The sequence below is a fragment of the Anaerococcus hydrogenalis DSM 7454 genome (assembly GCF_000173355.1).
Lineage (GTDB): Bacteria > Bacillota > Clostridia > Tissierellales > Peptoniphilaceae > Anaerococcus > Anaerococcus hydrogenalis.
In genome coordinates this window covers 65555-86768 of sequence record NZ_ABXA01000043.1, presented here as the reverse complement: position 1 = coordinate 86768, position 21214 = coordinate 65555, and the positions used below count along the sequence as shown (strand labels likewise).

Annotated in this window: 17 protein-coding genes, 1 tRNA gene and 2 pseudogenes; 1 reads left to right on the top strand and 19 read right to left on the bottom strand. The window is 29.8% G+C overall.

Annotated features, from left to right (window positions below; genetic code table 11):
• Positions 1 to 34: 34 nt before the first annotated feature.
• The 10 genes and pseudogenes from rpmE to ANHYDRO_RS10825 all read right to left on the bottom strand — a co-directional run bounded on the left by rpmE (position 35) and on the right by ANHYDRO_RS10825 (position 9215).
• The gene (gene rpmE / locus ANHYDRO_RS07355; RefSeq protein ID WP_004815185.1) at positions 35 to 241 is read right to left on the bottom strand and encodes a 50S ribosomal protein L31; all 207 of its coding nucleotides are present in this window, start codon (positions 239 to 241) and stop codon (positions 35 to 37) included.
• A 64-nt stretch (positions 242 to 305) separates the two neighbouring features.
• Positions 306 to 896 carry a TVP38/TMEM64 family protein gene (locus ANHYDRO_RS07350; protein WP_004815183.1) on the bottom strand — a complete coding sequence of 197 codons (591 nt, stop codon included), beginning with the start codon at positions 894 to 896 and terminating at the stop codon, positions 306 to 308.
• A gap of 51 nt (positions 897 to 947) precedes the next feature.
• Positions 948 to 2297, bottom strand: coding sequence for a transcription termination factor Rho (rho, locus tag ANHYDRO_RS07345; protein ID WP_004815181.1), 1350 nt, complete (start codon positions 2295 to 2297; stop codon positions 948 to 950).
• 51 nt (positions 2298 to 2348) lie between these two features.
• Complete coding sequence (fba, locus tag ANHYDRO_RS07340; protein ID WP_004815179.1) at positions 2349 to 3215, bottom strand: class II fructose-1,6-bisphosphate aldolase; 867 nt, start codon at positions 3213 to 3215, stop codon at positions 2349 to 2351.
• A 117-nt stretch (positions 3216 to 3332) separates the two neighbouring features.
• Positions 3333 to 3524 (bottom strand): hypothetical protein, encoded by a 192-nt coding sequence (locus ANHYDRO_RS07335; protein ID WP_004815177.1) that lies wholly within the window; start codon positions 3522 to 3524, stop codon positions 3333 to 3335.
• Positions 3515 to 5234: pseudogene (locus ANHYDRO_RS07330) on the bottom strand (proline--tRNA ligase). Before ANHYDRO_RS07330 ends, ANHYDRO_RS07335 begins: the two are co-directional and overlap by 10 nt.
• 65 nt (positions 5235 to 5299) lie before the next feature.
• Entirely contained in the window at positions 5300 to 5791 is a 492-nt protein-coding gene (locus ANHYDRO_RS07325) for a PTS sugar transporter subunit IIA (protein ID WP_004815171.1), read from the bottom strand.
• Positions 5792 to 5794: 3 nt separating this feature from the next.
• A complete protein-coding gene (locus ANHYDRO_RS07320) occupies positions 5795 to 7882 on the bottom strand; it encodes a Tex-like N-terminal domain-containing protein (protein WP_004815169.1) in 2088 nt (695 codons plus the stop codon).
• 149 nt (positions 7883 to 8031) lie between these two features.
• Complete coding sequence (locus ANHYDRO_RS07315; protein WP_004815167.1) at positions 8032 to 8934, bottom strand: hypothetical protein; 903 nt, start codon at positions 8932 to 8934, stop codon at positions 8032 to 8034.
• An 8-nt stretch (positions 8935 to 8942) separates the two neighbouring features.
• The gene (locus tag ANHYDRO_RS10825) at positions 8943 to 9215 is read right to left on the bottom strand and encodes a hypothetical protein (RefSeq protein ID WP_004815156.1); all 273 of its coding nucleotides are present in this window, start codon (positions 9213 to 9215) and stop codon (positions 8943 to 8945) included.
• A gap of 96 nt (positions 9216 to 9311) precedes the next feature.
• Between ANHYDRO_RS10825 and ANHYDRO_RS07310 the strand changes: the two genes are divergently transcribed.
• Positions 9312 to 9387, top strand: a tRNA-Thr gene (locus tag ANHYDRO_RS07310).
• A 343-nt stretch (positions 9388 to 9730) separates the two neighbouring features.
• On the opposite strand, the gene ANHYDRO_RS07305 is transcribed toward ANHYDRO_RS07310, so the two are convergent.
• From ANHYDRO_RS07305 to lepB, 9 genes and pseudogenes are all read right to left on the bottom strand, one after another.
• On the bottom strand, positions 9731 to 11185 hold the full coding sequence (locus ANHYDRO_RS07305) for a carbon starvation CstA family protein (RefSeq protein WP_004815155.1): 1455 nt from the start codon (positions 11183 to 11185) through the stop codon (positions 9731 to 9733).
• Between the two features lie 122 nt (positions 11186 to 11307).
• Positions 11308 to 12606, bottom strand: a complete 1299-nt coding sequence (mtaB, locus tag ANHYDRO_RS07300) for a tRNA (N(6)-L-threonylcarbamoyladenosine(37)-C(2))-methylthiotransferase MtaB (protein WP_004815154.1) — start codon at positions 12604 to 12606, stop codon at positions 11308 to 11310.
• Positions 12606 to 13721: pseudogene (dnaJ, locus tag ANHYDRO_RS11245) on the bottom strand (molecular chaperone DnaJ). Before dnaJ ends, mtaB begins: the two are co-directional and overlap by 1 nt.
• Before the next feature lie 190 nt (positions 13722 to 13911).
• On the bottom strand, positions 13912 to 15732 hold the full coding sequence (gene dnaK, locus ANHYDRO_RS07285; RefSeq protein WP_004815148.1) for a molecular chaperone DnaK: 1821 nt from the start codon (positions 15730 to 15732) through the stop codon (positions 13912 to 13914).
• A 12-nt stretch (positions 15733 to 15744) separates the two neighbouring features.
• On the bottom strand, positions 15745 to 16281 hold the full coding sequence (grpE, locus tag ANHYDRO_RS07280; RefSeq protein WP_039914385.1) for a nucleotide exchange factor GrpE: 537 nt from the start codon (positions 16279 to 16281) through the stop codon (positions 15745 to 15747).
• Positions 16282 to 16298: 17 nt separating this feature from the next.
• The gene (gene hrcA / locus ANHYDRO_RS07275) at positions 16299 to 17297 is read right to left on the bottom strand and encodes a heat-inducible transcriptional repressor HrcA (protein WP_004815144.1); all 999 of its coding nucleotides are present in this window, start codon (positions 17295 to 17297) and stop codon (positions 16299 to 16301) included.
• Between the two features lie 74 nt (positions 17298 to 17371).
• The gene (gene hemW / locus ANHYDRO_RS07270) at positions 17372 to 18496 is read right to left on the bottom strand and encodes a radical SAM family heme chaperone HemW (RefSeq protein WP_004815143.1); all 1125 of its coding nucleotides are present in this window, start codon (positions 18494 to 18496) and stop codon (positions 17372 to 17374) included.
• 252 nt (positions 18497 to 18748) lie between these two features.
• Complete coding sequence (gene lepA / locus ANHYDRO_RS07265) at positions 18749 to 20554, bottom strand: translation elongation factor 4 (protein ID WP_004815140.1); 1806 nt, start codon at positions 20552 to 20554, stop codon at positions 18749 to 18751.
• Positions 20554 to 21102, bottom strand: a complete 549-nt coding sequence (lepB, locus tag ANHYDRO_RS07260; protein WP_004815139.1) for a signal peptidase I — start codon at positions 21100 to 21102, stop codon at positions 20554 to 20556. The genes lepA and lepB overlap by 1 nt, the downstream gene beginning before the upstream one ends.
• Positions 21103 to 21214: the final 112 nt, after the last annotated feature.

Sequence of the window (21214 nt, the reverse complement as noted above, 5' to 3'; positions counted from 1 at the left end):
AATACATATAAAAAATAAGGTTAGAATCCTAACCTTATTTATTTCTTCCATATTTTTTATTGAATTTTTCAACATTACCACCACGGTCAGAAAATCTTTGTTTTCCTGTATAGAATGGATGGCATTGTGAACATACTTCAACTTTGATTTCTTCTTCTGTTGAACCAACAGTGAATTCATTACCACATGATGTACAAACAACTTTTGCTTGGTGGTATTCTGGATGTAGTTCTTTTTTCATATAAACACCTCTTCTTGTCTCTTTCAATAAGCAATAATGATTATACCATACAGATATTTATCTTTCAAGCAAAACTTTTAAATATTGTTTTGATTCCCAATACAAGTCCCATTGAATATAAAAATATTGATGGTGGTTTACAAAATAGGATAATTTTTACAAAAGTTTTAAATTCCATATCAGTAAGTCCTGAAAAATAACATAAAAAATCATCAGGAGCAACTGGCAATAAAATTGCCCAAGCAAAAAATTTATCATATTTTTCATGCCTTAACCATTTATGATATTTTTGAAAATTTTCTTTTCCAAATATAGCAAGAACCACTTCTTTACCAAAAAATCTAGAAATAAAAAAAACTATAACAGATCCTATGCAAATAGAAATATAATTGTAAATAAATCCCCACAAGGGTCCAAACATTACAACCCCAAAAGCTGTAGTAACACCACCAGGAATTACGGGTATAATTATTTGGATTATTTGCAAAATCATAAAAATGAGAGGAGCCCAAACACCGTACTGGTTTAAAAATTTTCTAAGGCTTGATACAGAGGTGAAAATTCCTATTTTGTACCCCTTATAGCCTAAATAAATTGAAATTAATAAAACAAGTACGCTTATTAGGTCTATAATATTTTTAGTTCTAACTTTCATAAAAAATCCTAACTTAAATTAAAATATCTTTTCTTTATTTACATTTTACCTTTAAATTTTGTATGTTTTATTAATAATATCAACAAATTCTTCGTTAGATTGGCATTTACCCATTAAATTTATGAGCTCTTTAGTAAATTCAGACTTATCTTTCATAGATGAGTTTCTAATTTTATAAACTGCGTCTATTTCTTTTTCTGATAATAATAAATTATCTTTTCTAGTTGAAGATTTTTCTATATCGATTGCTGGGAAAATCCTTTTTTGTGAAAGATTTCTATCAAGGTGTAATTCCATATTACCTGTTCCCTTAAATTCTTCATAAACCATATCATCCATTCTTGAACCTGTATCTACAAGGGCTGTAGCTATAATTGTAAGCGATCCTCCACCTTCAATGTTTCTTGCTGCTCCAAAAAATTTCTTCGGGCCTACAAGGGCTAAAGGATCAAGACCTCCTGAAAGAGTCCTTCCTGATTGTGGGGTCATAATATTATAAGCTCTTGCAAGTCTAGTAATAGAATCTAATAAAATTACAACATCCTTATTATCTTCAACCAATCTTTTTGCCCTTTCAAGAACCATCTCTTGCATATAAATATGGTTTTGAGGAGCCTTGTCAAAAGTTGAAGCTGCAACTTCTGTTCTTGTAAGTTCATTATCCTTGTCCCTATATTGGTTTACAAATCTTTTAAAATCTGTAACCTCTTCTGGTCTTTCATCAATTAATAAAACCAAAATTTTTAGATCATCAAAGTTTTTTTCCAAGGCATATTCAATGTCTTTTATTAAGGTAGTTTTTCCAGCTTTAGGTTGGGATACTATAAGTCCTCTTTGTCCTCTTCCAATTGGAGCGATTATATCTATAATTCTTTGAGAAATGTTATCCTTACTTGTTTCAAGTTTTAATCTTTGGTTTGGGTAAATTGGTGTGAGTGATTCAAAATTTGATCTATTAAAAGCATCAGCTGCCTTTAGGCCATTAACGTCAGATACAAAAATTAAGGGAGAAAATTTATCTTTATCTTTTTTTACTCTTGCGATTCCTTTTATAAAATCGCCAGTTTTTAGTCTAAACATTTTTACTTGTTTAGGAGACACATATATATCATCATTGCTTGATTCGTAAAGCTCTGTCCTTAAAAATCCAAATCCATCTTCATGCAAATCTAAAAGACCTTCACAATTAAATTTTTCGCCTAAGTCAAAATTATCATTTTGATCATAGCCTTCATCTGAATGATTTTTATCATCTAAAGATTCTTTGTCATATGTATTTTTGATTATTTCAATCAAATCATTTTTTCTATAAGATGAAACAGATTTTATAGAAAGCTCTTTGCCTATTTCTCTTAACTTATCAAGCTTTAATCCTTCTAATTTAGTTATATCTATATCCATATTTTTCCTTTTTATAAAAATATACGGAGCCCAAAGGCTCCGAATTTATTTTTATTTTGCTGAATTTTCGCATTCGAAAAATTCAATTTTTTCTCTTACTTTATCTTTAATAGCTTCAAATCCTGGTTTTAATACTTTTCTAGGGTCAAATCCCTTAGCTTCTTTGTCTTTATTCTCTTCAAAATATTTTCTTGTAGCTTCTGTAAATACTATTTGACATTCAGTATTAATATTGATTTTTGAAACTCCTCTTTCGATAGCTTTTTTAACTTGTTCTTCAGGAATTCCTGTACCACCATGAAGAACTAGAGGAAGTTTTCCAACTGCATCTTTTATTTCTTCAAGTCTTTCAAAGTTAAGTCCTTGCCAATTTTCTGGATATACACCATGGATGTTACCAATTCCTGCTGCTAAGAAATCTACTCCTAAAGACGCAACTTTTTTACATTCTTCAGGATCAGCTAACTCTCCTGTAGAAACAACTCCGTCTTCTTCTCCACCGATACCACCAACTTCTGCTTCTACAGATACGTTTTTAGCATGGCAAAGTTCAACTATTTCTTTAGTTTTTTCAACGTTTTCGTCAATTGGAAGACTAGAACCATCAAACATTATTGAAGTAAATCCAGCTTCTAGTGCTTTTTTTGCACCTTCATATGAACCATGGTCTAAGTGTAGCGCAACTGGAACTGTGATATTTAAATCTTTATCAAGTCCTTGAACCATTTTTGCTACAACATTAAATCCACCCATATATTTTGCAGCACCTTCAGAAACTCCCAATATTACTGATGAATTTTTTTCCTCACAAGTTTCAAGGATTGCCTTTGTCCATTCAAGGTTATTTATATTGAAATGACCAATACCATATCCGTTTTCATAAGCTTTGTCTAACATTTCTTTTGCATTAACTAACATATTCGCTCCTTAAATATTTTTTAGTAAATTTATATTAAAATCATTACCTTTTTTTCTATCCTTAGTTATTGAAACTAAAGATGGTATTTGATTAATACCCATTTTTTTAATAAGTCTCTATTTTTGTCTATATCTATTATAATTTTTCTTATATTTTTGTATGAGTCTTCTTCTTCTTTTAAAAAAATCTTCTTTGACCTTAATTGAAAAATTAGACCAATTTGCATGAAATAGAGCTATTATTTTTGAATTATCAACTAATAATTCTCTTATAAATTTTGGTGAAATTTGATGATCAATTATTTGCATAAATCTTCTTTTATAGATTTAACTATTTTTTCAATAGCCTCGTCTGATGACATTTTCAAATTTTCCATATCAGATCTTTTTGAAAATTCAACTATATCATCGCTAGCATCTTTTCCTACTGTAATTCTATAAGGACAGCCTACAAGATCTCTGTCGTTAAATTTAACTCCAGCTCTTTCTTTTCTGTCATCAAGCATTACTTCTATTCCTTGGTCTAATAAAGATTCATAGATTTTTTCAGCTAATTGTTTTTGGTCTTCCTTGTTTTTATTAACAAGAGTTATCCAAGCCTCAAAAGGTGCAACCTTTGTTGGCCATATAATTCCATTATCGTCATAATTTTGCTCAATTATAGCTGAAATAGATCTTGTAATTCCAATTCCATAAGATCCCATTATAAATGGTTTTTTGCTTACCATTTTCATCTAAGAAATATGCTTCAAGACTTTCAGAATATTTTGTTCCTAATTGAAAAATATTTCCAACTTCTATACCACGAGCAATTTTAAGCTCTTCTTTTCCATCTAAAGAAAGGTCCCCTTCTTTTGCTGTTAAAAGATCATCGGCAATTTCACCATCAAAATCTCTTTTAAAGTTTGCATTTATAAAGTGGTGGTCAGTTTTATTTGCTCCAATTACTAAATTTTTATATCTAGTAATGGACTTATCAACGATCACCCTAATATCTTCTTTTAAATCTTTTGGACCTGTAAATCCTGGTTCTGCTCCAGTAATTTTTCTTATTGTTTCATCATCCATCATTTCAATTTCATGTTCTGGAACTTGTAGATAAGAAATTAATTTTGCCATATTTAATTCCCTATCTCCTGGAACAAAAACAAGAACTGGCTTTCCTTGGACTAATAAGTCAACTGCTTTTGCACATTTGTTTTGGTCTATTTTAAGAAAATTGGAAACTTCTTCGATAGTTTTAGTATCCTTAGTTTGGACTAATTCTATTTCTTTTTCCTCTTCATTTTCATCTATATCTAGGAAAAATTTAGCTGATTCATCTGTAGCTGCATAATCAGAATTTTCTGTATAGAAGATTTCTCCTTCTCCAGTTTCGGCAAGGGCCATAAATTCATGACTTGTATTTCCACCCATAGCTCCTGAATCGCCTTCTACGATTTTATAATCAAGTCCTAAGGCATCAAATACTTCTACATAAGCATCCCACATTTTTTGGTAAGATTTTTCCAATCCTTCCATATCAACATCAAATGAATAAGCATCTTTCATTATAAAATCTCTTGACCTATTTATTCCAAATCTTGGTCTTTTTTCATCCCTAAATTTAGATACAATTTGGTAAAGATTTAAGGGTAATTGCTTGTATGAATTTAATTCATCTTTTATAAGTGAAGTAAATTGTTCTTCTGCTGTAGGTCCTAGGCAATACTCTCTGTCATGTCTATCTTTTATTTTAAACATTTCCGGTCCAAAATTTTGCCATCTACCAGATTTTTCCCAAATATCTTTACTTTGTAATACTGATGTTGAAACTTCTATGGAATCATATTTTTCCATAGATTTTCTTACTATATTTTCTATTTTATTTATTACTCTCATGCCAAGTGGTAAGTATGAATAAACTCCTGATGAAGTTTTTCTTATAAAAGCTCCCCTTACCAATAATTTATGGCTTTGAGTTTCTGCATCTTGAGGATCATCTCTTAATGTAGGCATATAATAATTCGATAATCTCATTTATCCTCCAATTTTTTATAATTTATCCACCTAAAAATATTATCACAGACAAATTATTTTATCAATTATTCAACAATTGTAACTGTTTGAACTTCATCTCCACAATTTGCATCAAAGTTTATTTCTGATAAGGTATTTGCTTCAAGATTTGCTACTATACAAGGTGTTATTAATGATGGAACCTTATCTTTTATTTTTTCAATATCTACTGATAAAACTTTATCTCCCTTATTAACCCTATCTCCAACTTTTACGTGAGGAGTAAATCCATCACCTTTTAATTCTACAGTTTCAAGTCCAAAGTGAACCAAAACTTCAATTCCTTCATCTGTTTTTATTCCTATAGCATGATATCCATCTGGTTGAAGGGTAACTTCTCCACTTACTGGTGCAAAAACTTCCCCATCAGATGGGATTACTGCAAATCCATCTCCTACCATTTTTTCAGCAAAAACTGGATCTGGAACTTCTTCTAGTTTTACTACTTTTCCATTAACAGGACTTGCTATTGAAACTTTTTTCTCTTCAGTTTTTTTCTTTTTAAAAAAATTAAACATATTTTACTCCTTAATATTTTTCATCGATAAACCTATTCTTTCTCTTTTTTTATCGATTTCAATTACTTTTACCTTTATTATATCAGAATTTGTAACAATCTCATTAGGATCTTTAATAAATTTATCGCTCATATTTGAAATATGGACAAGCCCATCGATTCCAACTCCTATATCTACAAAGCAGCCAAATTCTGTAATATTTCTAACAGTACCTTCTAAAACATCGCCTTCTTTAAGATCATCGATTGATAAAACTTCACTTTTTGTTATTACTTCTGGAAGTTCATCCCTAGGATCACGTCCTGGTTTTTTTAGCTCATCTATTATATCCTCTAATGTTAATACCCCAACATCAAGATCTGTCGCACATTTTTCCAAGTCAATATTTTCTAAATCATAATCAACAAGCTTTTTGGCTATTTTATAACTTTCTGGATGGACAGCAGTATTATCTAAAAAGTTTGGTGAATCAGGAAATCTCAAAAATCCAGCTGCCATTTTATAAGTTTTATCTCCAAGACCTTTAACTTTTTTTAAATCTTTTCTTTCTACTATTTCTCCATTTTTAAAATCTTCTTCTATTCTTTTGGCAAGATTTAAATTTAAGCCTGAAACATAGGATAATAATTTGTAGGAGGCATTATTAATATTTACTCCGACTTCATTTACACTATCTTCTACAACTTTTGAAAGTTCTTCATCCAATTTTTTTTGATTTATGTCATGTTGGTATTGGCCAACCCCCAAATGTTTTGGATCTATTTTCACAAGTTCTGCCATAGGATCTTGAAGCCTTCTTGCCATTGAGATTGCTCCTCTTATTGTAACATCCAAGTCTGGAAATTCTTCTTCTCCAAGCTTTGATGCTGAATATACTGACGCCCCAGCTTCATTTACAATTGCATAAGAAACTCCCTCGACTTCTTTTAATAATTTATTTACTACAGCTTCAGTTTCCCTACTTGCAGTTGCATTTCCCAAGGCAATAATGTCAACATTATATTTTTTTATAAAATTTTTCAAAAGATCTATTGCTTCTCTTTCTTTTGAGTGAGGTTTTACTGGATAAATTACAGCTTGGTCTAAATATTTTCCGTGCTTATCAATTACTGCAACCTTACAACCTGTCCTATATCCTGTGTCAAGGCCTATTATATTTTTATCTTTGATTGGCCTTTGCAAAATATATGGCTTTAGGTTTTTTGAAAAAACTTTTATTGACTCTTCTTCTGCTTTTTCAGTTAACTTATTTTTTATTTCAGTTGTTATAGTTGGAATTAAAAGTCTCTTATAAGAATCTTCTATGGCTTTTTTTATCAAGGATTCTGTATAGTCATTATTAGATTTATAAAGATTTTTAATTAAAGTTAAGTTATAATTATCTGTAAATTCTAACTTTACAGTCAAATCATTATTTTTCTCTGCCCTATTTAAGGCCAAAATTTGAAAAGGCTTTAGATTTTTGATCTTTTCATTAAAATCATAATAATTTTCATAGGTTAAATCTTCATCTTCCTTTTTTTCTGCCAAAATCCTTGCCCTAACCAGTCCATCTCTTCTTATAATATTTTTTGCCTCAATATTATTTGCCACATCTTCTGCCAAAATATCCAAGGACTTATTTATAGCGTCAGCCTCATCTTCTATACCTTCTTTTATGTATTTTTTTGCAAAAGAAAGTGCCTCTTCTTCACTTTGAGCCTTCATTAATATCTCATCCAAAAGTTCCATTAGTCCAAGTTCTTTTGCCTTATCAGCCCTTGTTTTTCTTTTTTTCTTAAAAGGAGCATAGATATCTTCAAGCTCTGTCAAAGTTTTAGCTTGGTCAATTTGCTCTTTTAATTTTTCATCAAGTTTTTCTTGATTTTCTAAAGATGTAAGAATTTCTTCTTTTCTTTTTTGAAAATTTCTAAGTCTTGTTAGTCCGCTTTCTATATCTCTAATTTCTGTATCTTTTAGACCACCAGTTTTTTCTTTTCTATATCTTGCAATAAAAGCGACTGTTGAGCCTTCATCTAATAATTTGATTACCTCATCAATGCTTTTTTCCTTAATAGATAATTCTTCTGAAAGAATTTTTGATATTTCCATTACTACCTCACTAATTTATCTTAAATTACAAAAATATAGGAAATTTCCTATATTTAAAAATCAAAATATTTTTTTACATACAAAAATATTATACTCTTTTTTAAGAAAATTAAAAAGCTCCTTAAATCACATAGATTTAAGGAGTGTAATTAATTTTCTGTTATATAATTTATCTTATATTTTGGGAAATTCATAGAAATTGTTCTTCCTTGAAATTTATCCCCAAATTCTCTATCAAGCTCATACAAGTTTGATGGATCATAAAAAACAACCTTAGAATTTTTTGCTTTTTGTGGAATTAAATCAAGTTGAAACTTATATTTTCCCCTATTTTTTGAATAATCTAATAATAAATCAATAAACCTTCCATAATCATAGTCGTTGAAATTTTCAAATTCTAAATCAACCTTAAATTCATCATCTTGCCTAATATCTGCAATACACTTATTAGACTTGTAGGATTTCTTGACCCCGTCGGATAAATTTGTAAGGGAAATCATAGTTATAAGTTTATTATTTTTATCATTTATTAGGTTTATCAAATCATTTTGGTCCATGTTATTCTTAAAATCATCTAGGTTAATATGGTCAAATTTTTCCTTATTTAATTCATCTTCAATATCATTGAGATTCAACCTTCTTGTTTGAGTCTTATCTAAATCTTCCTCTTTTTCTATATAATTATGACTATCATTTTCTTTTTTCAAAACCTTCCTATCGTTATTCTTGCTTATGTTAGGAGATTTTTTCTTAAAAGGAATATTTAGATCATCAAACCTCATTCTTCCCCTATTTTCCTTCATAGTATCTACCCTTTTGTAGGTATTATACAAGGTTGTAAAAACCATAAACAAAAATGAAAGGCTTGTTAGTAAATTTAAAATATTTTTATAAATCCCATCTCCAGGAGCAAAAATATTTAAAATAAGCATCAATAAAAATGGAAGAGATCCAGTATAAGAAAAGAATTTTTTTATTGGATTATTATTAGATTTTTCTTTTTCTACTGGTTTTTTATCCTTAAAAAGTTCCTTTTTCTTTTTATTTTTCATAAGTCTTTTTATATTTTTATAGGCAAAAATAAAAATCCTATACCATACATAACCCAAATAATAAGTTTCGTAGTTGGAAAATTTGCATAAATATCAAAGGGTATAAGCCTAATTACCATATCAAATATAAAGGTAAAGACTAACAAAAACATTCCTAATTTAAGTAGGACTTTTGATATTAAAAACAAAATAACCAATCCAACTAAGAAGGCTACTATAACTAAGGGTATGTTAATTTCATTTAAAATAGCATATATTCTATCATAATTTAAATTATCCATATTACCACCTTTTAGACAATTATACCAAAAATTATCATAAATTAGAAATCTATATTTATTGATTATAAGGATATTTTTCGTATAATAAAATTATAAGCTGGAATAGCTCAATCGGTAGAGCAATTGTATCGTAAACAAAAGGTTGCGGGTTCAAGTCCTGTTTCCAGCTCCAAAATAAAATCGTCAATAGATGGTTACGGTATGTTGACAAACTAAAAATTTACCCATTTCGACCGAGTACAACGAGCGGAGAAATCTCATGAGATCTCTCCATGCGTTCGTTTCACTCACACTAAAACATATTTGCTACACAAACTTATTCGTGCTTTCGAACTTAGTTTTAGGGATAAATATGCCTAATCAAGGCATATTTATCTAATCGAGATGGGTTATAGCACAATTTTATTTTTGAATTATTAATATATCATTAAACTGACTTTGTCTACGCTCTAAAACCGTCAATATACGGTTTTTTATTTATTAAAAAAGACCAGCAAGGCTGATCTTTTAATGAATTAATCTAATATAATATTTTTTATTTCGTTTCTTCTTTTATTCGCATTTTTAACAATAAATACACCATATAAAACTGCAATTATTGTACCTAATACATAGGCAATTTTTAAATCAAGACCAAAACCAATCTTTTTCGCACTTATTATAAAGGTAAATACAATAAATGTGTAAAAAATTCCTGGTATCAAGGTCATCAAATATTTCTTATTATTTATAATCAAGTATGTCGTTGCAACAGCTAGGGCAAATATAGCCACAAATTGATTTGTAAATCCAAAATATCTCCATAAAATATTAAATCCATTAGGATTAGATTTAGCAAAAACAAGAATAATTATTGCAGGCACAAATAAAACAGCTGCAACTATTGCTCTTTTAAAACCTGATCTTTGGTCAATATTTAATTCTTCTGAAACAATTAATCTCAAGGACCTAAAGGCTGTATCACCACTTGTAATTGGAAGTGCTATTACACCAATTATTGCTAAATATCCACCAACTGAGCCCATGAAATTTCTAGAAATTTGTCCAACCATTAAGGTACCAGCTGTATCTAGAGCTGATTTTCCTGATGAAAATAAAACCAAGGCACCTGCTGCCCAAACCATGGCTATAAAACCTTCTGTAATCATTGTAGAATAAAAAGTTCCCATAGCTTCTTTTTCTTTAGCAACTGTTCTTGATACAAGAGTTACTTGAGATCCATGAAATCCTGAAAGGATACCACAAGCTACAGTTATAAAAAATGAAGGAATAAATTTTTGACCATCAGGGTGGTCATAAAACAATCCATATCCTTCAAATTGCAAATGAGAAAGCCCTTTCATTAGAATCCCTATAAATACTCCAAATGATGAAATCAACAAGAAAGCACCAAAGATTGGATAAATTCTTCCAATTAATTTATCAATTGGTAAAACTGTTGAAAGAATATAATAAACAAAAATAATTCCATATATAATCCAAATAACATTTGAATTAGGACTAAGCCCCATAATATCATGTGCAATCAAATCTCCGGGCGTATAAACAAAAACTGTTCCAGTTAAAAGTAATAAAATTGCTATAACAATATTATAAAATCGTTTGACATTTGTTCCTAAATATTTACCAACTAACTTTGGAACCTGACTTCCACCATTTCTCATAGAAATCATTCCTGTTGCATAATCATGAACAGCTCCTGCAAAAACACATCCTAATGGAATTGCTAAAAAAGCAATCGGCCCAAATAAAATACCTTGGATAGGACCTAGAATTGGTCCAGTTCCAGCAATATTTAATAAATTTATCAACCAATTTTTCTTTTTACTCATAGTAACATAATCAACACCGTCTGCTTTTCTTACAGCTGGGGTTTCTCTATCATCTGGTTGAAATTGACTTTCAACAACTTTTGAATAAAGTATAGCTCCAAAAATAAGGATGGCAAGACCAATAAAAAATAATACCATATATCCTCCTTATTAAAAATTAATTCTCTTAAATTATAAATCAATACAAAATAAAATTCAAAATATTTCTTATCTAAGATATTATTTAAAAAAAGTCAATAAAAAAAGCCAGCATAGCTGACTTAAGAAATTATTTGACCAATCAAATAATCATCAATTCTTTGGGTGATTTTTATATCCTTAATTTCATTTATTCCAACATCATCTTTTGTGTGAACCCTTAAATAATTTGTAGAATATCCTGACTTATATCCATCAAGCTCTGTTTTGGTTTCAAATAAAACTGATAAAGTTTTTCCAATCTGCTTATCCAAAAATTCATGAGAATTTTTCTTCTCTATTACTGAAAGCTCTTTCGACCTTCTTTTTTTAGTATTACCATCGACTTGATTTTTCATATTTGCTGCCTTTGTTCCATCTCTTTTAGAATATTTAAAAAGATGGGTCTTAGAAAATTTAATATTTCTTACAAAATCCTTTGTTTGCTCGTGATTTTTTTCACTTTCATTTGGAAAACCTACAATAATATCAGTAGTTAATCCAGCATTTGGGAAATATTCCCTAATCAAGTCAACTTTTTCCTTGAAAATTTTTGTATCATATTTTCTGTTCATTAGTTTTAGTACATCATCTGAACCTGATTGAAGGGATAAATGAAAATGGTCACATGCTTTTTTTGTATCTTTCATTCTCTGTAAAAATTCCCTATCAATATGTCTTGGCTCCATTGATGAAAGTCTAATTCTTTCAATTCCATCAATTTTAGCAATATGTTCAATTACATCTATCAAGGAAATATTTAAATCTAGATCTTTTCCATAACTTGCAACATGAATTCCTGTTAGGACAATTTCTTTAAAGCCATTGTCTCTTAATCTTTTTGCCTCGTCAATAATTGATACCAAATCTCTTGATGCAATATTTCCCCTTGCATAAGGAATTAAGCAATAAGAACAATACATATTACAACCATCTTGAATTTTTATATAGGAACGGGTCATATCAGCTTGGTTAGAAATTTCTAAATCCTCAATGGCCTCCCCTATTTTAAATTCTTCCACATCTTTGGTTTTCACATGATCACTTATAAAGTTTTCACAAAGATCTACAACTTCTTCCTTATTTCTTGATCCTAAAACAATATCAACGCCTTCAATTTCTTTTACTTCGTCCCCCTTAACTTGGGAATAGCATCCAATAACTGCAATAATTGCATCCTTATTTTCTTTTCTAGCTTTTGATATTGTCTGTCTAGATTTTCTATCGCTCATATTTGTTACGGTACAAGTATTTATAACATAAATATCAGCATTGTCTTCTTTCTTTTCAAAACCTCTTTTTTTGAATAACTCTTCAATGGCTTCAGATTCATATTGGTTAACCTTACAGCCTAGGGTTTTTATATTAAATGTTTTACTCATTAATCAAACAAATCCTTTAATTTTTCAAAAAAGTTCTTATCTTCTTTTACCACATCACCAGAAATTTCTGAAAACTCTTTTAATTTTCTTTTTGAGCCTTGGATAATTTTGTTGGGGTAATAACTTTTACATAGAAATAAAGATCACCTTGTCTTTTAAATCTATCTGATTTTATTCCTTCATTTTTTATCCTAAATTTAGTACCGGTTTGGGTTCCTGCTGGTATATGATATTCTTGGGTAGTAGTTAGGGTTGGGATATCTATATTTCCACCAAGAGCTGCTGTTGTAAATGAAATTGGCATTTCATAGTAAATATCAAGACCATCTCTTTTGAAAATTTCGTGTTCTTCAACCTTTAAGATTATATATAAATCTCCATAAGATCCACCATTTTCTCCAGCATTTCCCTTTCCAACAACTCTCATTACTGAATCATTTTCTACGCCAGATGGTATATCAATTTTTATTTTTTCATTTTTGATTTTTTTTACCACTTCCATTACAATCTGGACATTTTTCTTCAATTATTTCACCTGTTCCATGGCAATGGTCACAAGTTGTTTGACGAGAAACTGTACCAAATGGAGTTTGACTTACGTTATTTATAACGCCCGTTCCATTACACTTAGGGCAAGTTTTTATTTTACTTTCATCTTTTGCACCTTTTCCATGGCAAGTTTCACATTCAACTTCTCTTCTTACTTGAATCTCTTTAGAAATTCCAAAAGCAGATTCTTTGAAAGATAGTTTTACAACTTGTTGGATGTCAGATCCTTTTCTGGCCCTTCTTCTTTGTTGGCTTCTTCCTTGTGAGAAGATATCTCCAAAAATATCTCCAAATATATCATCAAAGCCACCAAAACCACCAGAAAATCCACCAGCACCACCACCATTTTCAAAGGCTGCAGCTCCATAGGTGTCGTATTGACGTTTTTTTTGTGGATCAGATAAGATTTCGTAAGCTTCTGAAATTTCTTTAAATTTTTCTTGAGCCTCATCGTCATCTGGATTTAAATCTGGGTGATATTTTTTTGCAAGTTTCCTATATTTTCTTTTTAATTCAGAATCAGTGACATTTCTGTCAACTTCTAACAATTCATATGGGTCTTTCATTTATCCTCCAATATAAAAAAAATAAATTATTGCTAATTTATTTGTCCTAATCTTAATTTATAATTTTATACTTTTATCTGAGCCCAACTATTATACCACTTTGATAAAAAATTAAATTATATTTTAAAATTTAAAATAAAAATAAAGAATAAGAAGCAAGGCCTCCTATTCTTTAAATTCTATTTATTTTTTATTCTTCGTCGTCATCTACAACTTCATAGTCAGCATCTACTACATCATCATCTGCTTTTCCAGCATCTTGTCCTTCTTGACCTGCTTGAGCGTTTTTGTACATTGCTTCACTCATTGAGTAGATTTCTTGTTGTAGGGCTTCTGTTTTTGCTTTAATGTCTTCAGTATTGTCAGCTTTTATGCTAGCTTCAAGATCTTTGATTTTTTCTTCAATCTTATCTTTTTCGCTTCCTTCAACTTTTGCATCTTCTAAAGTTTTTCTTGCTTGGTAAACTAAAGATTCTGCATTGTTTTTAACTTCAATACCTTCTTTTTTCTTTTTGTCATCATCAGCAAATTTTTCAGCTTCTTTTACTTTTTTATCTATTTCTTCTTCTGTTAAGTTTGTTGATGAAGTAATAGTAATTTTTTGTTCTTTTCCACTACCTTGGTCTTTTGCTGATACATTTACAATACCATTTGCATCTATATCAAAAGTAACTTCGATTTGTGGAACTCCACGTCTTGCTGCAGGAATACCTGTAAGTTGGAATCTACCAAGTGTAGTATTGTCTGCTGCCATTTCTCTTTCACCTTGTACAACGTGAATGTCAACATCAGTTTGTCCATCTGCAGCTGTTGTAAAGATTTGAGATTTTTTAGTTGGAATTGTTGTATTTCTTTCAATTAATTTTGTAGCAACTCCACCAAGAGTTTCAATTCCTAGAGAAAGTGGTGTAACATCAAGAAGTAATAAGTCTTTAACTTCTCCTGTCAAAACTCCACCTTGGATTGCAGCACCAAGTGCAACACATTCGTCTGGGTTTATATCTCTTTGTGGTTCTTTTCCAATTATATTTTTAACTAAATCTTGAACTGCAGGAATTCTTGATGATCCACCTACAAGTAATACTTTTTCAATATCACTTGATGATAAAGAAGCATCTTTTAGAGCATCTTCTACGGGTTTTCTTGTAGCCTCTACAAGATCATGAGTTAATTCATCAAATTTTGCTCTTGTAACTGTAATATCTAAGTGAACTGGTTGTCCATCAACAGCTGTAATAAATGGTAAGTTTACATTAGTTGTTTTTGTTGATGATAATTCTTTTTTAGCTTTTTCTGCAGCATCTTTTAATCTTTGCATAGCTGTAAGATCTTTTGTTAAATCAACACCTGTTTCTTTTTTAAATTCAGCTGCTAAATAATCAACTAATCTATTATCAAAGTCGTCTCCACCTAATTTATTATTTCCTCTTGTAGATAATACTTCAAATACTCCATCGCCTACTTCTAGAATTGATACGTCGAATGTACCACCACCAAGGTCGTAAACCATGATTTTTGCTTGGTCAGTTTCTTTATCCATTCCATAAGCAAGAGCAGCTGCTGTTGGTTCGTTAATAATTCTTTTTACATTTAAACCTGCAATTTTTCCAGCGTCTTTTGTAGCTTGTCTTTGAGCATCTGTAAAGTAAGCTGGTACTGTGATTACTGCATCAGTAACTGTATCATTTAAATATCCTTCTGCATCTGATTTTAATTTTTGTAAAATCATAGCTGAAACTTCTTCTGGTGTGTAAGAATTTCCATCAATTTTACCAGTTTTATAATCAGTTCCCATCTCTCTTTTAATTGATGAAATTGTTCTATCTGGATTTGTTATTGCTTGTCTTTTTGCTGTTTCTCCAACAAGTCTTTCTCCATCTTTTGTGAAAGCTACAACTGATGGTGTTGTTCTATTTCCTTCAGTATTTGGGATTATTGTTGAATCCCCACCTTCCATAACGGCAACTGCTGAGTTTGTTGTTCCTAAGTCAATTCCTATAATTTTTGCCATAATATTCTCCTCCTATTTTGCAACTTTAACCATGCTTGGTCTAATTACTCTATCATTTAGTTTGTATCCTTTTTGATAGGTTTCTATAATATAATTTGATTTAAAATCTTCGTTTTCTTCTGTTTGAAAAGCGTGGTGGAAATTTGGATCAAATTCTACACCATCAGATTCAATTTCTTCAAGTCCTTCTTTTTCCAAAACTTTCCATAAAGAATCCCTTGTCATTATTATTCCTTGAACAAAAGAATCTTCTTTGTCTTGATCTTTTAGTGCCCTATCAAAATTATCTAAAACTGGTAATAGTTCTTCGATTAAATTTGATGAAGCAAACTTTTTAAAATCATTCCTCGCCTTTTCTTCTCTTTTTTTGAAATTAGTAAAATCTGCTAGTAGTCTTTGGTATTTTTCTTTGTATTCATTATCATCATTTGATAAATCTTCTTCTACATTACCATCTTCATCAACTATTTCAGCATCAATTTCTTCTAATTCTTCATCTATATTTTCTGTATTTTCAACATTTTCATCATGCTTTTTTTCATTGTCCACCTTTAACACCTACCTTATTATTTGCTAAGTAAATCTGATATTAGCTTGATGTCAGAAATAACTTCCTTATAATCAATTCTTGTAAGCCCTATTATTCCAATTTGTCCTACAATGTCTTTGTCATAATTAAAATGTGAAGTTATAATTGTGTTATCTTTCAATTCATTTATCTCATTTTCATCACCAATAGTAATTTTTAAATCACTGTCCGAATTTTCGATCAATTCCCAGATTCTTTCCTTACTATCGAATATCTTAATAAACTCTTTAGCCTTTATCGGATCTTCAAATTCTTTGAAATTAAAGATATTGCCTAGTCCCTTTATAATTACTTCTTTTGTCAAATCACTTAAAGAATCATTATTTATTTTTTTCTCCAAAATATCTAACAAATTCTCATATTTCTTAAAACCATTTTTCTTAAGTCTATCAAATATTTTAGAAATGTCCTTTAAACTCTCCCCTTCTATACTTTCTTTTAATGTTGTAGAAATATTTGCTAGCTCATCATCATTAATTTCATCAACCATATAGATTCTATCACTTATAATGCTCGCATTATCATAAACAACAATAAATAAAAGTACGTTAGGATCAATTTTTAAAATTTCTAAATTTATTACCTTACTTATATTATTTCTAATAGTATAAGAAACGGCTGTAAGATTTGTCATCTTTGCCAGAAGTAGTGTTGCAGTCTCCACAATTTTTGAAACATTACCATATCTTTTATCAAGAATTCTTTCCAAATCTTCATCTTCTCTAATATTTAATGAATTTTCTAATAAATTATTTACATAAAGTCTGTAACCCTTATCTGATGGGTACCTTCCTCCAGATGTGTGGGCCTTTTCCAAAAGTCCCATTTTTTCAAGAGTGCTCATCTCATTTCTAATTGTTGCAGACGAAATATCTAATGAATATTCATTAAGTAATGATTTAGAACCAATAGGCTCTCCAAGATTAACGTATGAGTTTATAATGGAAAAGAGTATCATCTTTTTTCTCTCGTTCATTATTTTCACCTCATTTAGCACTCCAATTATCTGACTGCTAATTATAGTATACTAGCTAATTTTCTTTTTGCAAGTTATATTATTTCAATATAAAATTCATTTGATAAATCAAAGCCCTTATGTGTAAATTTTAAGCTTTGATTAATTTCAAAAAATCCTTCTTTATAAAATTTTTCAATTACTTTACCATATTTTTCTAAGAGAGAATGGCCAAAAATATTTTCAAATTCCTTTAAATCAATTCCCTCAACTTCTCTTAATTTAAAGATTATATATTCTTTTTCTCTTTCATCATTTGAGATAAATTCTCTAAACTCTACCGGAAATTTCCCTTCATTAATTAAATTTTCATATTTCACAAAATTTTTCACATTATTATATCTAACATTTGACAAAAATCCTGATGCCCCAAGACCAAAGGCAAGGTATCCTCCTTCTGACCAATATTTTTTATTATGGTAGGATTCAAAGTCTTTTTTTGAAAAATTAGAAATTTCATACCTATTTAATCCCAAATTTTTTAAATAATTTTCAATATAAGAAAAAATATCTCTTTCCAAATCATCATCCATAAGTTTAAGTTTATCTTTTTTGTAAATGCTATAAAAATGTGAGCCCTTTTCAAGTATTAAGGAATAGTAGGATAAGTGTTGGGGATTTATTTTTTTTATTATTTCCAAATCATTTTTTATAGAATCAAAATTTCCACCAGGAAGATTTAATATCATATCCAAAGAAAGATTATCAAAACCTGCTTTTCTAATATTTTCTATATCTTTTAGGACAATTTCCTTGTTATGGTCTCTACCAATTTTCTTTAAAACTTCATCATCGAAGGATTGAACACCTAGAGAAATCCTATTTATACCTAAACTTTTATATGCCTTTAATTTTTCTAAGCTTAAAGAATTTGGGTTTGCTTCAATTGTGAATTCTTTTACATGACTAAGGTCAAATATTTTAAGTTGGTCAATAATTTCTTCTATATATTTAAAATCTACGTAGGTCGGAGTTCCCCCACCTATATAAATAGAATCGACTTCAACATCCATATTTTTTTGGTATAAGATTATTTCTTTTTTTAAATTTTCAAAATATGAATCAATCCTAGATTCTAAATTTGGAAATGCTGTAAAATCACAATAAAAACATTTTTTCTTACAAAAAGGTATGTGAATATATATTCCAATTTTTTCCATACTTTCTCCTTAAATTTTTCAAAAATAAAAAAGCTATACTAACTTCATTTTTTAAATGTAGAAAACCTTCATGCAAAGAATATCATACGGAAAAAATTTACTTGATTTCAAATTAAAAACTTCGTTAAAAAACCGTATGTCTGAGCGTAGCGAGTTTACGGTTTTAGAAGTTTTTGATTTAGAAATCAAAAATTTTTGTAGTCAGATATTCGTGCTTGAAGGTTTTTCTAAGTTTGAAGCTAGATAAAAGCTTTATTCATCATCATATTTCAATACAGCAAGGAAGGCATCTTGTGGAATTTGTACGCTTCCTAGTTGTCTCATTCTCTTCTTTCCTTCTTTTTGTTTTTCTAGAAGTTTTTTCTTTCTTGATATATCTCCACCGTAACATTTTGCAATAACGTCCTTTCTCAAAGCCCTTACTGTTTCTCTTGCTATAACTTTTGAATCAATTGTAGCTTGGATAGGAATTGCAAATTGTTGTCTTGGGATTTGGTCTTTTAATTTTTCAACTATTGATCTTCCCCTAGCATAGGCAAAATCTTTGTGAACAATTGTTGATAAGGCATCAACCCTGTCTTCATTAATTTTTATATCAAGTTTGATTAGATTACTTTCTTCATAATCTACAACTTCATAATCAAGGGATGCATATCCTTTTGATCTTGATTTTAAAGAATCAAAAAAGTTATAAATTACTTCATTTAAAGGAATTTTATATTTAATTAAAACCCTATTTTCATCAATATAGGACATGTCAATAAGCTCTCCACGTCTTGATTGGGCAAGTTCCATTACAGGTCCTATATAATCCTTTGGAGTCATAATTTCAGATATTGTTATAGGTTCTTTTACATAATCTATTTCTGATGGGGCTGGAAAATCATTTGGATTTTCTAATCTTTTTTCTTCGTGCCCTTTTGTTTTTACCCTATAAATTACTGATGGAGCTGTTGCTATTATGTCAAGATCGTATTCTCTTTCAAGCCTTTCAGTAATAATATCCATGTGTAATAGACCCAAAAATCCGCATCTTAGTCCAACGCCCAAGGCTTGGGAGTTTTCTTGTTCAAAAACTAAAGATGCATCATTTACTTGAAGCTTTTCCAAAGAATCTTTTAATTTATTAAATGATTCGCCCTCAGCAGGATAAATTCCAGAATAGACCATTGGTAAAACTTCCTTATAGCCTGATAGGGCAGAATCAGTAGGATTATTTTTTAAGGTTATGGTATCACCAACCCTAGCATTTCTTATATCTTTTATGCTTGCTTCAATAAATCCTACATCACCACTTTTTAAATCCTTGGTTTCAATCCTGTTTTTCATGGTATATCCAACGCCTGTTACTTCGTAAGATTTTCCACTTGCCATCATCAAAATTTCATCTCCTGCTTTTACGCTTCCTTCAAAAATTCTAACATAGCAAATTACTCCCCTATATGAATCATAATATGAATCAAAAATTAAGGCTTTTAGGGGTTTATCATCATGATCTTCTGGTGCTGGAACATTTTCAATAATATCTTCCAAAACATCATCAATGTTAAGGCCGGTTTTGGCAGAAACTAGTGGAATATTTTCTGTATCCAAACCAATTTGATTTTCAATTTCTTCTTTTGTCTCGTCAATTCTTGCACTTGGCAAATCAACCTTATTTAAAACAGGCAAAATTTCCAAGTCTTGTTCAAGGGCAAGATAAGTATTTGCCAAAGTTTGTGCCTCAACTCCTTGGGAGGCATCAACAACTAAAATTGCTCCCTCGCACGCCTTTAAGGATCTTGAAACTTCATAAGTAAAGTCCACATGGCCTGGTGTATCTATTAAGTTTAAATCATAAACTTTTCCGTCATTAGCCTTGTATTTTAACTTTACAGATTTTAATTTTATTGTTATTCCTCTTTCTTGCTCAAGTTCCATGCTATCTAACATTTGATCATTTATTTCACGCTTTGCAACAGACTGAGTTTTTTCTATAAGCCTATCTGCAAGGGTAGATTTACCATGGTCTATGTGGGCAATTATTGAGAAATTTCTTATATTTTCTTTTTTACTCATTATCTATTTTCCTTATCTACAAATCCTATATTATATATTGGGAAAAATCTTAAAAATGCATGTCCTACGATTTTTTGATCAGAAATCGGTCCAAAATTTCTAGAATCATTACTAGCATTTGGCAACCTATTATCTCCCATTACAAAATACTCTCCATCTTTTACTTGCCATGAAGAATTTTCATTTGTTGTGAGAGTTTCATCATTGTTTATATAATTTTCTTCATAGACTTCCCCATTTACATAAACATTGCCATTATTTATTTCTATATTGTCTCCAGGCATACCAACTATTCTTTTTATATACAAAGTATCAGCTTGGTCGGGAGCATCAATTATTACTATATCTCCTCTTTCATATCCTTTAAAATGTTTTGAAACCTTATCAACAAATAGCATATCGCCGCTATGTAAAGTATTTAGCATAGAATTTCCTTCTACCTTAGTTGCATCCATCACAAATATTTTTATAAAAAAAGCAATAACTAAGGCTAATAAAATTGTTTTTATCCAATCAAGAAATTCTAAATCATTAGATTTTTCTGTCATATTACACCTCTCTCATTTTTTAATTATAAACGAATATGGCAAAAGTTCCAAATATTTTGATTTTAAAAAAAGATAAAGATTTGTAATAATGTAATTTTTATGGTAAAATAAA